This window comes from Nocardia wallacei (assembly GCF_029868745.1).
Lineage (GTDB): Bacteria > Actinomycetota > Actinomycetes > Mycobacteriales > Mycobacteriaceae > Nocardia > Nocardia wallacei_B.
The window spans coordinates 34,818-49,779 of sequence record NZ_JARWOP010000390.1; the positions used below are offsets into that span (position 1 = coordinate 34,818).

At 69.0% G+C, this 14,962-nt stretch carries 19 protein-coding genes; 12 read left to right on the forward strand and 7 right to left on the reverse strand.

Annotated features, from left to right (window positions below):
- The first annotated feature begins 218 nt into the window (after nt 1-218).
- Nucleotides 219-779, forward strand: coding sequence for a TetR/AcrR family transcriptional regulator (locus tag QH470_RS37830; RefSeq protein WP_280277206.1), 561 nt, complete (start codon nt 219-221; stop codon nt 777-779).
- A gap of 18 nt (nt 780-797) precedes the next feature.
- Here the strand turns inward: QH470_RS37830 and QH470_RS37835 are convergent, their stop codons facing one another.
- The 3 genes from QH470_RS37835 to QH470_RS37845 all read right to left on the reverse strand — a co-directional run bounded on the left by QH470_RS37835 (nt 798) and on the right by QH470_RS37845 (nt 3,588).
- Complete coding sequence (locus QH470_RS37835) at nt 798-1,916, reverse strand: alpha/beta hydrolase (RefSeq protein WP_280277207.1); 1,119 nt, start codon at nt 1,914-1,916, stop codon at nt 798-800.
- 123 nt (nt 1,917-2,039) lie between these two features.
- Nucleotides 2,040-2,516, reverse strand: a complete 477-nt coding sequence (locus QH470_RS37840; RefSeq protein WP_280277208.1) for a VOC family protein — start codon at nt 2,514-2,516, stop codon at nt 2,040-2,042.
- Between the two features lie 109 nt (nt 2,517-2,625).
- Nucleotides 2,626-3,588, reverse strand: a complete 963-nt coding sequence (locus QH470_RS37845; protein ID WP_280277209.1) for an SDR family oxidoreductase — start codon at nt 3,586-3,588, stop codon at nt 2,626-2,628.
- Between the two features lie 102 nt (nt 3,589-3,690).
- Here QH470_RS37845 and QH470_RS37850 point away from each other — a divergent pair, with 102 nt between their 5' ends.
- A complete protein-coding gene (locus QH470_RS37850) occupies nt 3,691-4,359 on the forward strand; it encodes a TetR/AcrR family transcriptional regulator (RefSeq protein ID WP_280277210.1) in 669 nt (222 codons plus the stop codon).
- On the opposite strand, the gene QH470_RS37855 is transcribed toward QH470_RS37850, so the two are convergent.
- Nucleotides 4,354-4,896 carry a TetR/AcrR family transcriptional regulator gene (locus QH470_RS37855; protein ID WP_280277211.1) on the reverse strand — a complete coding sequence of 181 codons (543 nt, stop codon included), beginning with the start codon at nt 4,894-4,896 and terminating at the stop codon, nt 4,354-4,356. The genes QH470_RS37850 and QH470_RS37855 overlap by 6 nt on opposite strands.
- 21 nt (nt 4,897-4,917) lie before the next feature.
- Between QH470_RS37855 and QH470_RS37860 the strand changes: the two genes are divergently transcribed.
- Nucleotides 4,918-5,424 carry a cupin domain-containing protein gene (locus QH470_RS37860; RefSeq protein ID WP_280277212.1) on the forward strand — a complete coding sequence of 169 codons (507 nt, stop codon included), beginning with the start codon at nt 4,918-4,920 and terminating at the stop codon, nt 5,422-5,424.
- Here the strand turns inward: QH470_RS37860 and QH470_RS37865 are convergent.
- Nucleotides 5,409-5,963, reverse strand: a complete 555-nt coding sequence (locus tag QH470_RS37865) for a TetR/AcrR family transcriptional regulator (protein ID WP_280277244.1) — start codon at nt 5,961-5,963, stop codon at nt 5,409-5,411. The genes QH470_RS37860 and QH470_RS37865 overlap by 16 nt on opposite strands.
- A 182-nt stretch (nt 5,964-6,145) precedes the next feature.
- Here QH470_RS37865 and QH470_RS37870 point away from each other — a divergent pair, with 182 nt between their 5' ends.
- The gene (locus QH470_RS37870) at nt 6,146-7,153 is read left to right on the forward strand and encodes a Rieske 2Fe-2S domain-containing protein (RefSeq protein ID WP_280277213.1); all 1,008 of its coding nucleotides are present in this window, start codon (nt 6,146-6,148) and stop codon (nt 7,151-7,153) included.
- Nucleotides 7,150-8,235, forward strand: coding sequence for an NAD(P)H-dependent amine dehydrogenase family protein (locus tag QH470_RS37875; protein WP_280277214.1), 1,086 nt, complete (start codon nt 7,150-7,152; stop codon nt 8,233-8,235). Before QH470_RS37870 ends, QH470_RS37875 begins: the two co-directional genes overlap by 4 nt.
- Before the next feature lie 13 nt (nt 8,236-8,248).
- On the opposite strand, the gene QH470_RS37880 is transcribed toward QH470_RS37875, so the two are convergent.
- Together QH470_RS37880 and QH470_RS37885 are read right to left on the reverse strand one after the other, a co-directional pair.
- Nucleotides 8,249-9,130, reverse strand: coding sequence for a glycoside hydrolase family protein (locus tag QH470_RS37880; RefSeq protein WP_425302859.1), 882 nt, complete (start codon nt 9,128-9,130; stop codon nt 8,249-8,251).
- Nucleotides 9,131-9,305: 175 nt separating this feature from the next.
- On the reverse strand, nt 9,306-9,941 hold the full coding sequence (locus tag QH470_RS37885) for a maleylpyruvate isomerase family mycothiol-dependent enzyme (protein WP_280277216.1): 636 nt from the start codon (nt 9,939-9,941) through the stop codon (nt 9,306-9,308).
- 76 nt (nt 9,942-10,017) lie between these two features.
- Between QH470_RS37885 and QH470_RS37890 the strand changes: the two genes are divergently transcribed.
- The 7 genes from QH470_RS37890 (at nt 10,018) to QH470_RS37920 (ending at nt 14,892) form a co-directional block, all read left to right on the forward strand.
- Entirely contained in the window at nt 10,018-10,455 is a 438-nt protein-coding gene (locus QH470_RS37890; protein WP_280277217.1) for a MarR family winged helix-turn-helix transcriptional regulator, read from the forward strand.
- A gap of 63 nt (nt 10,456-10,518) precedes the next feature.
- Nucleotides 10,519-11,424 (forward strand): alpha/beta hydrolase, encoded by a 906-nt coding sequence (locus tag QH470_RS37895; RefSeq protein ID WP_280277218.1) that lies wholly within the window; start codon nt 10,519-10,521, stop codon nt 11,422-11,424.
- A gap of 24 nt (nt 11,425-11,448) precedes the next feature.
- The gene (locus QH470_RS37900) at nt 11,449-12,201 is read left to right on the forward strand and encodes a MerR family transcriptional regulator (RefSeq protein ID WP_280277219.1); all 753 of its coding nucleotides are present in this window, start codon (nt 11,449-11,451) and stop codon (nt 12,199-12,201) included.
- 17 nt (nt 12,202-12,218) lie between these two features.
- The gene (locus QH470_RS37905) at nt 12,219-13,019 is read left to right on the forward strand and encodes an alpha/beta fold hydrolase (RefSeq protein WP_280277220.1); all 801 of its coding nucleotides are present in this window, start codon (nt 12,219-12,221) and stop codon (nt 13,017-13,019) included.
- 20 nt (nt 13,020-13,039) lie between these two features.
- Nucleotides 13,040-13,798, forward strand: coding sequence for an alpha/beta fold hydrolase (locus QH470_RS37910; RefSeq protein WP_280277221.1), 759 nt, complete (start codon nt 13,040-13,042; stop codon nt 13,796-13,798).
- A 1-nt stretch (nt 13,799) separates the two neighbouring features.
- Nucleotides 13,800-14,114, forward strand: a complete 315-nt coding sequence (locus QH470_RS37915; protein WP_280277222.1) for an MGMT family protein — start codon at nt 13,800-13,802, stop codon at nt 14,112-14,114.
- Between the two features lie 43 nt (nt 14,115-14,157).
- Nucleotides 14,158-14,892 carry a VOC family protein gene (locus QH470_RS37920; RefSeq protein ID WP_280277223.1) on the forward strand — a complete coding sequence of 245 codons (735 nt, stop codon included), beginning with the start codon at nt 14,158-14,160 and terminating at the stop codon, nt 14,890-14,892.
- Nucleotides 14,893-14,962: the final 70 nt, after the last annotated feature.

The window sequence follows — 14,962 nt, forward strand, 5'->3', positions numbered from 1 at the left end:
GGCCACCGCAGCAAACCACGCGACGTATCCGCCCTGTGATAGACATCGGGCCGCACCGTTATAGCCCCCTCGATTTTCACACCCGAACAGAATTCGAACGTATATTCGAATCGATTCGCCGGTTGACACCCGTCCGGCGCGCGAACGCGGACGATTCTTGGCCGAAGGCCAAGATAGCATCGGAGGTTCGGTTGTCCGGTGAGTGATCGGGATTGGTGATGCCTCGTAACAGACGTCCGCAGGATCGTGAGGAGAAGCGCGCCGAGATCGTCGCCGCGGCGCGGACGCTGTTCACCGAGCGGGGGTACGACGCGGTGTCGGTGGCGAGCATCGCGCGGGCGGCCGGGGTGGTGTCCAATACGGTCTACTGGTACTTCCCGGACAAGGACGCGGTGCTGATCTCGGTGCTGGACGTGGTGCTGGCCGAGTCGATGCAGCGGTTCGAGGCGATCGCGGGGGCGGATCTGGCCGAACGGCTGGTGTGGGTGGTGGATGAACTCGCGCAGCTGAGCGGATTGGTCACCACGGTCCATGCCCGCGCCGAGGAATCGGCGGTGGTGCGGGACTGGCACGACCGTTTCCACGCACTGACGGAGGGCCTGTTCCGGCTCGAGCTGACCGAACTCGGCCTCGCCGAGGCGGACTTGGACGCGGTGATCAGCATGGGAGTGTTCGTCATCGAAGGCCTGCTGATGCACTCGGCCGCCCGCACCGAGCAGCGCGCGGTGGTGTCGGCGCTGGTCCGCAGCATCCGCGGCCTTGCCGTGGGCACCGCCTGACCCGAGGGCCATGGTGGGTCAGTGCGGCTCGGCGGCGGTGTCGTCGAAATGGGTTGCCAGGAAATCGATTTGGTCGCGCACGGCGTGCTCGAAGTCGGCACCGGCATAGATGTCGAAATGCGCGCACGGGTAGGTCCGGACGCGGACGTTGGACAGGCCGGCGGCGTGTGCGATGGTCGCGGCGGCCGGGGCGACCGCGTCGTGCTCACACACGCAGACCAGAGTCGGCGCGTTGATGCGGGCCATGGCACGACCGGGCCGGTAGAACGGCAGTCGCAACGCCAGCCGCGCCGACAGCGCGTTCGCGGCGGTGAAGCTTTCGCCGGGGCCGGTGAGTACACCCCAGATAGTGTCGCGGCCGATCCCCGCCGGCGCCGGTGCGCTGTCGCCGGTCAGCTCGAGGTGCCGCGACAGCTGCGCCCGCAGGCGCGGCAGCCGTCCCAGCGCGGCACTGGTGCGCGCCGACAGGCGCGTGCCGGGCGGGACGAGCTTCGAGGCGGTGGACACGGTGTCGGCCGAAACCAGGAAGGCCGGCAGCCACCAGGGGCCGGCCATCGGCATGAGCACCGGTCGCGCCCCGAACCAGGACCCGGCGACGTCGAGCAACGCGGCGGCGCCCAGGACGACCATGCTCAACGTTCCGGTGCGCGTCCGAGCCAGTATCGATGCCGGACCGTCGGTGAACGGGCATTGCGCCACCACGGCGGCCACGCGCCCGTCGTCGGCGGCGACCTGCAGCACGTGCCCACCACCGAAGGAGCTGCCCCACAACGCGATTCGATCGGTATCTACCTCGGGTAGCGTGCGGGCGAATGCCAATGCCGCGTGCCAATCGGCGAGCTGGTGGCCGATGTCGATCAGCTGGCGCGGCCGACCGCCGCTGGCGCCGAGATACCGGTAATCGAACACCAGCACCGACCAGCCCGCCGCGGCGAACCGCTGGGCGTAGGCATCCAGGCGCATGTGCCGGACGGCACCAAGCCCGTGGCCCATCACCACCAACGGCCGCGAACCCGCCGCGTCCGGGGTGTACAGCCATGCCGCGCACTCCTGCCCGCCGGAGACGAAACGCACGTCACGTCGGACAACTCCCGCACGCGCGGTTCCCGTGGCCGGAGCCGGTTCGGCTGCACCCATCGGTGATCCTCCCATCGTCCTCTTCTTGATCATCAATCAAGAAAGCGTGACGCAACGCTAAAAGCTTCTTGGCTGCCAGTCAAGACGAGAGGGATGTCACCGTGTTTCAGACGAACCTGTCCGTCACCGAAGTTGCTCGGCCAGCGCGATGAGGATTCCCGCGGGGCCGCGGAGGTAGCAGAGGCGGTAGCTGTTCTCGTATTGCACCGGCTCGCCGAGGAGTTCGGCGCCGTGGGGACGCAGGCGGTCGAGGATGTCGTCGATGTTCTCGACCGCGAACATGATGCGGTGCATGCCCAGTGTGTTCGCCGGGGCGTGCGGGTCGACGTCTCGGACCTGCGGCGACTGGTACTTGGTCAGCTCCAGTCGGCTGTGGCCGTCGGGGGTGCGCATCATCGCGATGTCCGAGCGGACTCCCTCGAGCCCGATAAGGCGGTCCACCGCGCTGCCCTCGACCGTCGCCTCGCCCTCCAGCTCCAGCCCGAGCGCGGCGAAGAACGCCTTGGCGGCCGCGAGATCGTCGACGACGATGGCGATATTGTCCAGCCGCTGGACTGTCCCGCGAGCGGGCCGGGTGTCTCGCTGATCGGTGTCGTTCATGATGTTCCCCTTCGTCGGAGTCGTCGAGCCCGTTCGGCTCTCGTACCCCTGGGACGGAGCCACCCGTGCGTTCTCGACACCGCCACCGAGAAATTCTGAACGTTCTCCCTCAGGCCGATGCTCGGATGTCCACCGCCGGGAACCGGTAGCCGACCAGTTCCTCGGAGATCGCCCAGATTCGGCGGGCGTCGTCCGCGCTACGCAGGCGGGAGTACAGCTTCTGCTCGGCGGGTGGGCCGGACAGGTGGCGGAAACCGTTGGGGCCGTAGAGATGCCCGCCTTCGGCGGCGGGCGATGTCGCCGCGTAGAGCGCGGGCAGCAGTGCCGACTCGACCTTGCCGAACAGGATGCCGCGCTTGGACAATGCGCGGATCAGCCGCACCAGCGGCGTGTCCCGCTCGCGGCCGACCTCCGGGCGCGCGGCGAGCAGATTCGTGGGCGTCACCCCGGGATGGGAGAGATTGCTCGTGATGCCCCAACCTCCGGCGCGGCTGCGCCGATCGAGTTCGAGACCGAACAGCCCGAACGCGATTTTCGACTGACTGTAGGCCCCGTTGCCGTTGTACTTCCGCTCCCACTGCAAGTCGTCCCAGTTGATGCCGCGCTGGTCGGCGGCGATGCTGATCTGCGAGGTGACCCGCGCCTGGCCCGCGCGCAGCAGCGGCAGCAGCCGCGCCACCAGGGCGAAATGCCCGAGGTGGTTGGTGCCGAACTGCAACTCGAAACCGTCCTTCGTGGTCTGCCGCTCGGGCGGCGTCATCACGCCGGCGTTGTTCACGAGGAGGTGGATCGGCCGCCCCTCCTCGGCGAGCCGGTCGGTCAGGGCGGCGACGGAGGTCAGCGAGGACAGGTCCAGATCACGCAGGGAGAGTGCCGCATTCGGGTACCGCTCCCGGATCTTCGCGATCGCGGCCTCGCCCTTCGCCGGATTGCGGACCGGCATGACGACCTCCGCACCCGCCGCGGCGAGCCGGGTCGCCAGCCCCAGTCCGACGCCGTCGCTCGCGCCGGTGACCACCGCGAGCTTGCCCGCGAGATCGGGAACGGAAATGTCGGGTGTGGTGCGTGCCATGCGAGGGTCTCCGATTCGATAGCCGGGCTGACACCTGTCAGATTAGGCGTATTCTGACAGCTGTCAAGCAAGGCGGCGAGGGTCACTCGGGAGAATGAACGCATGGCGGTGGAGAAGTCGAGAACCGGCGCGATGCGCGGAGCGGGACGGCCCGGAACGGCCACGCGCCCGGTACCGGCCGAGGCCGAAATCCTCCGGCGCGGCATGGAGGCCTTCGCCGAACTCGGCTACGACCGCACCTCCGCGCGGGAACTCGCGCGCCGGCTCGGCGTCAGCCACAACTTCATCAACGACCGCTACGGGTCCAAGGCCAATTTCTGGCGGGCCGTGGTGGATTCGGCGCTGGAGGACGATCAGCACGAACGCCGGCGAATTCTCGAGGCCGATCTGGACGATGTCGAGCGAGTGCGGGCCGTGATCACCCACTTCTACCGGGCCGCCGTGAAAACGCCGCTGTTCGGCCGCCTACTCGCCGACGAGTTCGCCCACGAGTCCGAGCGCCTGGACTACCTGTACGAGAACTACGTGGCGCCGACGCTGAACCCACTGCTCCCCTCGCTCGAACGGCTCATGGCGGCGCAACGCATACCCACCGTGCCGGTGGACGTCCTCTTCTTCGCCGTGATCAGCCCGGTGGCCGCCCTGGTACAACTCCCCCTCGCACACCGGCTCGGCCGCCCGGCGCCGGTCACCCGGGAAAGCCAGGAACACACCGCCCGCCGACTCGCCGACCTGATCATCGAGGGTTTGCTCGGCCGAGACCGGTCATGACGGCAGAAAGATGGCGGTGGCCTCGTCGGACAGCGCCGCGGAGTGCGGGAAATCCGCGTCGGTCTGCGCCAGATGCAGCAGGCCGAGAATGGCCGCGTAGGCGATCCGCGCCCGATGCGCCGCACGTCCCGGCGACAGGCCGAGTTCGCGGTAGGTGTCGGTCAGCAATTCCAGCCGGGCTCGGTCGACGCGCCCGACCGCCTTCTTGACACGCGGGTCGTTGCGGTCGCCGAGCAGACTCAGGTGCACCGACGGCGCCAGCGGCTGGACGGACCGCACGACAGCGGTGAGCAGTTCGCGCAGTCGCCGTTCCGGATCGGTGATCGCCGCGAAGTCCGTGAGCGCCGCTTCGCCGTGACTTCGCACCCACTCCGCGAGTGCCGCCTCGATCAGCTCGTCCCGGTTGCGGTAGTGCGCGTAGAAGCTGCCCTTGGTCACGCCCAAGGTCCGCGCCAGCGGTTCCACCGCGACGGCGGCCAGCCCGCCGTCGGCGATCGCATGGCGCACAGGAAGATTCGGCGACTGGTCACCGGGCACGATGCCCAGGGCAGGAGCCGAGTGGCCGACGACCGCGACATCGAACCCATCACCACCGAACTGCTGCCGGGCTTCGCCGCCTACCGGCTGTGGGGCCTGGACGAGCGGCCGACGTTCCCGGACGACGGCTCGCCGCCCCACGCCGAGACGTGGTATCCGCCCCGGGACGGCTCGCGTTTCATGATCAACGTGATCCCGCCGGGCGAGCCGACCCCGCACCCCGACCTCGATACGGCGGCTGCCCTGGCCGAACTGGAGCGGCGGATGCCGGGCGCGATGGCCGTCCAGGAGTCCGACGCCCCGGGAATGCACACCACCGACAGCATCGATTACGTCCTGGTGGTCTCGGGCGAGGTCACGCTGGAACTCGACGGCGGCGAGCGAAAAGCGTTGCGGGCGGGCGATATCGTCGTCCAGAACGGCACCCGGCACGCCTGGCGCAACCACGGCGCCGAGCCGTGCACGATCGTCGGCGTCGCCATCGGGGCGGACCGCGTCCGGCTCGCCTCGGCTCAGCGCTCGAGGTAGGCGACGATTCCGCCGATCAATGCCTGCATGGCGTCGTCGAGGTCGCCGTAGGTGCCCAGGGTGCGTTCGGAGGTGATGCCGCGCATGGCGGCGGGAATGAGGGCGGCGACCTGCCGCACCCGGTCCGGGTCGAGATCCAGATCCGCGAAGGCTTTCTGACAAGCCCTGTCCCAGTGGGGTTTCCACGACGCCAGTTCGGCGGCGGTGAGCGGGTAGTCGCGCTCGAGTTCGGCGTGGTCGCGGGGCAGTGCGGCGCGCAGCGTCTCGATGGCGAGCGATTCGGGCCGGCGCAATCCGGTCGCCATGGCCGTGATCATCGCGCGCACCCGTTCGCTCAGGGTGCCGTCGGAGATGATTCCGGCGGGCAGGTCGCCGCGTTTGTCGGCGGTGTAGCGCAGGACCGCCGCCCACAGACCGTCGATATCGCCGAACTGGTACTTGATCACGCCCCAGGTCGCGCCGATATCGCGGGCGATCCGATTGCCGGACACCGCGGCGGGATCGCCGGTCGCCAGTGACGCGATCGCCGCCTCCAACATGGACTCCCTGGACCGGATCCCGCGCTTGTTCGCGCGCCGCTCACCGATCTCCGTTTCCGTCACGCCGCCGAGTTTAGCAGCGCTGACCAGGCGCAACCAGTTTCACAGAGACCTCTTGTATTGTTTCGCAGAGGGTTCTACGATCAAGGTCGTTCCCTGGTGCGCGAGCGTGGAGGTTCCAGATGGCCAGACCACCCCTGTCGATGGAGCCGACGGGCTGGTTCCAGGTCGCCTGGAGTACCGAGATCCCCGTCGGCGCGGTGCACCGGATGAAGTACTTCGGGCGGGAGATGGTCGCGTGGCGGTCCACGGCCGGGGAGATCGCGGTGTTCGACGCGTACTGCGAGCATCTCGGCGCGCATCTCGGCTACGGCGGCCACGTCGACGGCGAGAATCTGGTGTGCCCGTTCCACGGCTGGGAGTGGAATCGCGAGGGCCGCAACGTCTGCATCCCCTACGAGACGCATCCGAACAAGGGCCGCCGCATCCGCAGCTACCCCGTGGTCGAACGCAACGAAGCGGTGTGGATCTGGTACGACATCCGCGGCCGCGCACCGTATTTCGAGGTGCCCGACATGTTCGCGGCCTTCGGTGACGGCAAGACCGCCGCCGACTACTACCCGCCCGTGCCCGGCGCGACCCTGTTCCGCACGGGGCTGGAGCTGCACCCGCAGTACGTCATGGAGAACGGCGTCGATTTCGCCCATTTCAAGTTCGTGCACAAGACACCGTTCATCCCGGAATTCACCCGGCACGACTTCTCCGGACCGGTCTCCTACGTCGATTTCACCGTCGCCTTCGACGCGGACGCGGCCGCGGACCAGATCGACAGCGGCGTGGAATCGATCAACGCCGGACTGGGCTGTTCGATCACCAAGAGCTGGGGCATGATCGACAACCGCACCATGCCCGCGGTGACACCGGTCGACGACCACACCTGCGACGTCCGCTTCACCGTGTGGATCGGCCGCAAGCCCGGCGACGACGCCCCGGAGCTGACCCGCTACGGCAAGACGATGGCCGATTTCGTCATCGAGCAGTTCGAGGCAGACGTCCATATCTGGTCGCATCAGCGCTACTCGGACCCGCCTGCCCTGTCGCACAAGGAATTCGCGGGTTTCAAGGCGCTGCGGCACTGGGCCCAGCAGTTCTATCCCGCCGAATCACAGCCAGAAAGGGCCACGCGATGACCACCCCTGCCACCATCCGGGTATTCCAGGTCGCCACCGGAAATCTCGGTACCGAGATGATCGGGCGCATCCGCAACCATCCCGATCTCGAACTCGTCGGGCTGCACTGCTACACCCCCGACAAGATCGGCCGCGACGCGGGCGAGATCGTCGGCCTCGGCCCGATCGGTGTCACCGCGACGGGGACGGTCGAGGCGATCCTCGCCGCCGCGCCCGATGTACTCACCTTCCACGGGGTGTTTCCCGACGAAGACCTCTACGCGCGGGTTCTCGAGGCGGGTATCGACGTGGTGACCACGGCGGACTGGATCACCGGATATCACCGCGACACCAATCACCCGCACCCCTCCGGCCGCAAGGTCAGCGAGATCATCCAGGCCGCGTGCGAGCGCGGGAATTCGACGTTCTACGGCACCGGCATGAACCCCGGCCTGTGCCAGATCCTCGGGATCGTCCACAGCGCGGACGTTTCCGAGATCGAGAATGTCACCGTCACCGAATCGGTGGACGTCTCCTGCCACCATTCCGTCGACACCTGGAAAGCCGTCGGCTACGGCCGCCCGATCGACGACCCGACCATCCCGGACTCGCTGTACAAGTACACCGCCGTATTCGCCGACTCGGTGCATCTGATGGCCGACGCGTTCGACTTGGCGTTGGACGAGGTGCGTTTCAGCTATGAACTCGGCGCCTGCACCAAGGATGTCGACCTCGGCTGGTACCAGCTCCCCAAGGATTCGCTGGGCGCCAGCTACATCAAATATCAGGGTCTGGTCGACGGCGTGCCGCGCGTGGAATCCCATCTCGAATGGCAGATGACGCCGCACACCGATCCCGCATGGAATATCAAGGGCTGCTACATCACTCAGATCACCGGCGACCCGAATATCTACAGCAAACACATGATTTTCCCCCGCAAGGGGTTCGACCTGTCCAACCCGGAGAACTTCGCCTCCATCGGCATGACCGTCACGGGACTGCCCGCCCTCAACGCGATCAAATCCGTTGTGGCGGCCCGGCCGGGCATCATCACCAGCGCCGATCTGCCGTTGCGCGGTTTCGCCGGCCGATTCAAGCGCTGAATGCCGGGAAGGGTTACAGCGGCGCGGGTTCGGGCAGCACGGTGAGATGGCGGACGAGTCCCGACAGGCCGGGGAGGTCTCGCGGTGTCGTCCATTCGCCGAGCAGGTCGTCGGTGACGGTGTCGCTGTAGAGATAGCGGCCGTGCTCGGGGTCGTCGAGGTTGTAGGCGTCCAGATAGATTCGCCACCGGCCGTCGGGCAGGGGGACCACGCATTGTCCTTCGCGCGGCTCGCCCGCACCCGTCCCGCCCCATTGCGCCCAGTTGCCGGTCCGCTCGAACCGGTACGGGCCCACCGGGTCGTCGGACACCGCGACCTCGATGTTCTTGGTCGACTCGTTCTTGACGAAGGCGTGGTAGCGGCCCCGCGCGAAGACGATCGTGGTGTCGATATAGCCGAGGGTGTCGGCTTCCGGGGTGAAACCCAGCAGCGGCGTCGGCGCGGTCCACTGCCGCTCGCTCAGCGACGGGTCGGTCGCGGTCAGCAGGTGGGGCCGGAACACGGCGCCGTCGTGAATGCTGACCACCACGTGCACCGCGCCCTCGGCGTCGACGAACCATTCCGGCGCCCAGGCGTGCTCGGCCCCGGGAAACGTGTACTCGTACAGGAACGTCCAGTCGACGCGATCGACGCTGCGGGCGAAACCGATGGCATCGCCGTCCCAGGCCGTGGTGTAGGTCAGGTAGTAGGCGCCGTCGACGTGCCGGAAGATGTTGGGGTCGCGGCACAAACCCTTCATATCGGTGACCGCCGCCGCGGGCGTGGCGGCGGGATCGGCCTGGGGCGGTCGGTAGGCGGCCGCGGCGACCAGCGAGAAGTTCGTCGCATCGGTGGATTCGAAGACCCACATGTCGGTCTGGCTGCGATTGGTGAACGCCGTCATCGTGTATCGCATCGACGACACCCTAGCCCCCGCGTATCCCGCTGCCATCCCGCTCCACGGAAGCACCGCCGCCAAGGCGAGCAGCGATCTACGCGACAGCCGACCCGACGTCATGCGCACAGTATCCAGGGCACGGACGCTGAAGGTTTGCCGACACACCGGAACCGGGAGCGGGCCGCAGGGATGGTCAGGCCAGTTGGCGCGTGAGCCGAACGACCCCGGGCCCGGTGACCTGATCCAGCAGAGCGGTGCGGCCGGTGATGAGCAGCAGCAGCGCCAGGATCGGCCCGTAGATCTCGCGGCCCGTGCCGTAGGCCCAATCGATGTCTATGGCGCACAACCGGATTCCGGCGAGGCGGTGCCGGTTCCAGACCGGCCGGCCGACCTTCGCGGCGCGCGTGGCTCCCGCGGCCGCCGCCGCGGGCGGGACGGCGAGGGCGCGGCCGAGCGGCAGGGCGATGTCCTGCCCGTGAACGATGGTGTCGAACAGGATGTTGGAGTGGTTGGTCAGCTTCGGCAAGCGACGCGAGGCCGCGTTCACCCGGAGCCTGGTCACCAGTTCCCATGGGGGACGGACGGCATACGCTCGGGTGAGTTCGTCGATGAGCCGGTTGTAGTCGCCTCGTACATGCAGGCCGGTGCGCAGCAGCACCAGCGGGGAGGGCGGCTCCGGAGTCAGTGCGATGTGGGCGGCCACCTCTCGGATGCGCCAGCCCGCGCACAGCGACTCGGCCTCCCACTCCTCGGGCGTGAGGTCGGCGAGCAGATCGGCTATCGCGCGACGCTGCTGTTCGATGTGCTGCCAGGAAGTTTCGCGATCCATAGCAGCCCCTCACGTCAGGGTTAGTAAGATTCACTGACTATTATGGTCAGTGTCGCTTACCGAGTCAAGGAGTGGGATGTCTGACGACGAGTTAAATGTCGGTCTGCTGATGTTCATCGCGTACCGGTCCATGGAGGAACGAATCTTCGCCGGCCTCGCCGACGCCGGCTACGGCGATATCACCGTGGCGCAGGGCCGGTTGGCGGGGCGGCTGGCGCCGGAGGGCTCGCGCATCACCGAGTTGGCCGAGCAGGCGCAGGTCACCAAGCAGACCGCCGGTTTCCTGGTCGATCAACTCGAACGCGCCGGTTATGTCGATCGGGCTCCGGACCCGTCCGATGGCCGCGCCCGCCTCGTGCGCCTGTCGCCGCGCGGCCACACGATGGCCGACCACGCCGACAAGATCGCCGCGACCGTGCAGGCCGAATGGGCCGCGCACCTGGGCGCGCGCCGGATGCGGGACCTGCGCGAGGCACTGACCAGCCTGCGCGAGATCACCGATCCCTACGCCTGAGTTCGTTGCTCCCCCGGACCGCCGGTTGACCTTGACGCAGCGTCAGGGTCGGAGGCTGGTCGCATGACGAACGACAGCATTCCCCCGACACGGCTCGCGCCGCCGGTCGGCGGGTTCGAGGAGATCGATGGGCGCCGGATCTACGTGCACCGTTGCGGCAGCGACGGACCGGCCGTCGTGTTCCTGGCGGGCGCGGGCGCGGTCGGTTTGGATTATTTCGGTGTGCAGCAAGAGGTTTCGCGATTCACCACCGCCGTCGTGTACGACCGCGGCGGCACGGGGTACAGCGATCCCCTGCCGCTGCCGCGCACCGCCGCCGCGGTCGCCACGGAACTGCGCGACCTGCTGCGGGCCCAGGACATCGCCGCCCCGTACGTCCTCGCGCCGCATTCGCTGGGCGGCTTCTACGCCTTCCGGTTCGCGCAGTTGTATCCGCGGGACGTGGCGGGCCTGGTCTGGCTGGACGCGCTGCACCGCGACTGGGACGAGCACATGCCGCCCGACGCCGGGCTGGCCGCGATGGAGCGAACCGCGCCCGACCCGGACCGGCTGGACGCACTGCGCCCGGCCCTGCACGAGATGAATACCGAACTGCTGGCCGCCTATCCGGAGCGGATACGGCGGTCCCTGATCGATGCCAAGGCGAGCGACGATTGGATTCGCGCGGGCCTCGCCGAGCGAGCCACGCTGACCCCGCTCGCCGCCGAGTTGCGCACCGGCCCGGGCCTACCCGACGTGCCGGTGGTCGCGCTCACCGTGCTCGGCGACGAGTCCGCAGCGATGCCCGAGCAGGCATCGCGGCAGGTGCACGACGGCAAGCGGACACTGGATGCCGCCTTGGTGAGCGCGGTTTCGCGGGGCGAGCAGCGCATCCTCACCGACACCTTCCACCACCGGCTCTGCTTCGACCGCCCCGACGCGGTGGTCCGGGCGATCCGCGACGTCGTCGACCGTTCGGCTCGCCCTTAGACTCGGCACAGACGAAGGAGGACGGTGCTCACGATCGGCCAGCTCGCGGCGACCGCCGGCGTGACCGTGCGCACCGTCCGGCACTACCACCACATCGGCCTGCTGCCCGAGCCCGAGCGCGACGCCTCCGGTTATCGCCGCTACCGCGCGCAGGCGGCGGTGGACCTCATCCGGATCAGAACCCTCGCCGACGCCGGGGTGCCACTGTCGCGCATCGACGCGCTGCTGCACGCGCAGCCGACCGAGTTCGCCGCGGCCATCGCCGATATCGACGCCGAATTGCGGCGCCGGATAGACCAACTCGCCGACTACCGCCGCCGGATCGGCGACCTGGACAGCGGCGAGCGGCTCGTCCTGCCGCCCGAGGTGGTCGCCCTCCTCGACCGGATGCGCGGTCTCGGCGTCAGCGAACGCCGGGTGCGGCTCGAACGCGACGCGTGGATCCTGATGCGGGCCGTGGATCCACGCGCCGTGCCGCAGCGGGTCCGGGAGAAGAACGCCGCCCTCGACGATCCCGAGACGGCGCGCCTGTACCTGGCCTGCGACCGGGCGGCCGATTGGGACGCGGACGACCCGCGCCTGGACCGGCTCATCGACGATCTGGACGCCTGGGAGATCGCGCACGAAGGAGCCGAGCGCCCGGGCAGCACGGAGCTGACCTTCTCCCGCATCGCCGAGGAGAGCCCGGCCTGGCAGCGCGTCCTGCACGCCCTCGCCCGCCGCGCCGAGCGCCGCCGGACCGGACAAGACCGGCCCGCATCGAGGACCACCCGGTGAAAGGAACGTGGAAAGCTATGCGGGAGTTCATCGTTCAGCACGACGGAGTCACCCTCGCGGTGTCGCGCGGTGGGCGCGGACGGCCGCTGGTGCTGTGCCCAGGACTGAGTTCGACACAGGCGGACCTGCACGAGTTGATCGGCCTGCTGCGGCGCGACCACGACGTGATCACCTTCGACCTGCGGGGCCACGGCCTCGCCTCGGCCGCCGACCGCTACACCTTCGACGCCTTTCTCGGCGACCTCACCGCCGTGATGACGGAGGTGGAACGCCTCGATCTGCCCGCGCCGCCCGTGCTCGCGGGCTACTCGCTGGGCGCGGATCTGGTCGTGCACTATGCCGCCGAGCATCCCGGTAGCGTCGCCGAACTCGTGCTCATCGATGGCGCGAACCCGGTGCCGGAACCGTTCCTCACCGAGTCGGACCTGCCGGAATTCCGCGCGATGTGGGAGGACCTGGCCGCCGAGCAAGAGGCGAACCGGGGCACCGCGCGCCAGGTGCTGCTCACCGGGCGGGAGATTCTCGACCTGAACATCGAGGTGGACGCGGTGCGCGCCGAGATCCTCGACCGGTACCGCCGGATCGAACTGCCGATCAGCATGATCATGTCGACCTCGATGGCCGGTGACAGCGCCGAAGGGCTTGCGCCGCCGCGTAATCGGAACTGGCGAGCAGGAATCGAGCGGTTGCGTCGCGAGCGGCCGCACATCGCCGTGACCTGGCTGGAGGCCGATCACGGGCTGGTGTTCACGCACGCCGCGGAAATCGCCCGGCTCATCCGAAGTCTTCCGGCCGCTCCCGAGGCGCGGCCGTCGTAGCCGACCGGCACAATGGTCGCGTGTCCGATCTGCACGTCCATCGCTACGGCCCCGCCGACGGCCCCTTGGTGCTCGCCCTGCACGGGTTGACCGGCCACGGCAGACGGTGGGAGGCGCTGGCCACCGACCTGCCCGAGGTTCGCCTCGTCGCGCCCGATCTGCGCGGGCACGGCCGCTCGCCCGCACTGCCACCCTGGACCTTCGAGGCGGTCGTCGACGATGTGATCCCGCTGCTGGACGACACACCGGCCGTGGTGGTGGGCCATTCGTTCGGTGGCGCCGCCGCGCTGCACCTGGCGCACCGGCGCCCCGAGCTGGTGCGCCGGCTGGTGCTGCTGGATCCCGCGATCGCACTCGACCCGGCCCTGCTGCTGGAGATCGCCGAGAGCACGCTGTCGGCGCCGGACTATCCCGATGTCGAGGCCGCCCGCCTGGACAAATTGGAGACCGCGTGGGCCGATGTCGCGCCGGCGTTGCTCGCGGCCGAACTCGCCGAACATCTGGTGCCCACGCCGACCGGCCGGGTGGCATGGCGGATGAATCTGCCTGCGGTGGTGTCGTATTGGGGTCAGCTCGCCCGCGAACAGGTGCTGCCGCCCGCCGGACTGCCGACGGTGCTGGTGCACGCGCTGAAGTCGCCGTTCGTCACGCCGCGGTTGCGGGCGGCGCTGGCCGAACGCCTGGGCGGCGACCTCACCGTGCACGAATTCGACTGCGACCACATGGTGGCCCAGGCGCGGCCCGCCGAGACCGCCGCCGTGGTGCGCGCGGCGCTCTGAGATGGCCACCACCGACGCCGAGATCGAACGGGTCCGCGAACTCGTCGCGGCGATTCCGCCGGGGCGGGTCGCGACGTACGGCGATATCGCCGCGGCGGCGGGCCTGTCGACGCCACGCACGGTCGGCTGGATCATGCGCACCGACGCCGCGGATCTGCCCTGGCACCGGGTGCTGCGCGCGAACGGCACCCCCGCGCCGCACCTGGCCCATCGGCAACTGCGACAACTGGCCGCCGAGGGCTGCCCGATCCGCGGCGACCGGGTCGACCTCGCGGCGGCCCGGCACCGATTCGAATCCTCCGGCGGCACAATCTGACCGACTGCTCCCCACGGACCGGTTCGGCGGTTACCGTGGGGGCATGCCCACCCGTCTGGCGTGCGTGGCGTTCGACGCGGAACAGCCGCGCGCGGTCGCCCGGTTCTGGGCCGAGTTGCTCGGCTGGGAAGTGACCGTCGACCGCCCCGACCGGGCCGAGGTCGCCGCGCCCGACCCCGACGCTCCCGACGTGGCCCTGACCTTCCTGCCCACCCGCGAGCCGAAGTCCGGCAAGAATCGCATTCATCTCGACCTGTCCGCCCGGTCCCTGGAACACCAACGCGCCCAAGTGGATCGGGCGCTCACACTGGGCGCCCGCCCCATCGACATCGGCCAGGGTGCGGTGCCGTGGTCGGTACTGGCCGATCCGGAGGGCAACGAATTCTGTGTCCTGGAACCGCGAGCGCAGTACGTCGACACCGGCGCGGTAGCCGCCATCGTGGTCGACACCCAGGACCCGGCCCGGTCGGCGCGGTTCTGGTCGACCGCCGCGGGCTGGCCGCTGACCCACAGCGAAACCCATTTCGCCGGTCTCCGCTCGGCGACACAGCAGGGCCCCTGGCTGGAATTCCTCCACTCCCCCGACGCCGCACGCGAACCCGGCCGACTACACCTGGACGTCATCACCTTTCCCGGCGACGATCCCGCCGCGGAGGTAGCCCGCCTCACTGCCGCGGGCGCACTCCACCTGCGCCCCAGCGCTTCTCGCCAGGATCCGCCGACAATGCTGGCCGACCCGGAAACCACCGAATTCCGCCTGCACCAGCCTGTCCTATAGCGCTCGCTCGCGGCGGCCGTGCCCGTTCGGGCGGCCGGGCGGGGAGACGAACTACGATCGGCGCATGACG

Excerpts from the sequence above, each read along its gene's own strand:
- QH470_RS37885 (WP_280277216.1), bottom strand. The coding sequence starts at position 9,941 with ATGGATCGCGAAACTTCCTGGCAGCACATCGAACAGCAGCGTCGCGCG.
- QH470_RS37895 (WP_280277218.1), top strand. The coding sequence starts at position 10,519 with ATGACGAACGACAGCATTCCCCCGACACGGCTCGCGCCGCCGGTCGGC.
- QH470_RS37830 (WP_280277206.1), top strand. The coding sequence starts at position 219 with ATGCCTCGTAACAGACGTCCGCAGGATCGTGAGGAGAAGCGCGCCGAG.
- QH470_RS37850 (WP_280277210.1), top strand. The coding sequence starts at position 3,691 with ATGGCGGTGGAGAAGTCGAGAACCGGCGCGATGCGCGGAGCGGGACGG.
- QH470_RS37915 (WP_280277222.1), top strand. The coding sequence starts at position 13,800 with ATGGCCACCACCGACGCCGAGATCGAACGGGTCCGCGAACTCGTCGCG.
- QH470_RS37845 (WP_280277209.1), bottom strand. The coding sequence starts at position 3,588 with ATGGCACGCACCACACCCGACATTTCCGTTCCCGATCTCGCGGGCAAG.
- QH470_RS37890 (WP_280277217.1), top strand. The coding sequence starts at position 10,018 with ATGTCTGACGACGAGTTAAATGTCGGTCTGCTGATGTTCATCGCGTAC.
- QH470_RS37870 (WP_280277213.1), top strand. The coding sequence starts at position 6,146 with ATGGCCAGACCACCCCTGTCGATGGAGCCGACGGGCTGGTTCCAGGTC.
- QH470_RS37835 (WP_280277207.1), bottom strand. The coding sequence starts at position 1,916 with ATGGGTGCAGCCGAACCGGCTCCGGCCACGGGAACCGCGCGTGCGGGA.
- QH470_RS37865 (WP_280277244.1), bottom strand. The coding sequence starts at position 5,963 with ATGTTGGAGGCGGCGATCGCGTCACTGGCGACCGGCGATCCCGCCGCG.
- QH470_RS37920 (WP_280277223.1), top strand. The coding sequence starts at position 14,158 with ATGCCCACCCGTCTGGCGTGCGTGGCGTTCGACGCGGAACAGCCGCGC.
- QH470_RS37875 (WP_280277214.1), top strand. The coding sequence starts at position 7,150 with ATGACCACCCCTGCCACCATCCGGGTATTCCAGGTCGCCACCGGAAAT.
- QH470_RS37905 (WP_280277220.1), top strand. The coding sequence starts at position 12,219 with ATGCGGGAGTTCATCGTTCAGCACGACGGAGTCACCCTCGCGGTGTCG.
- QH470_RS37880 (WP_425302859.1), bottom strand. The coding sequence starts at position 9,130 with ATGCGATACACGATGACGGCGTTCACCAATCGCAGCCAGACCGACATG.
- QH470_RS37840 (WP_280277208.1), bottom strand. The coding sequence starts at position 2,516 with ATGAACGACACCGATCAGCGAGACACCCGGCCCGCTCGCGGGACAGTC.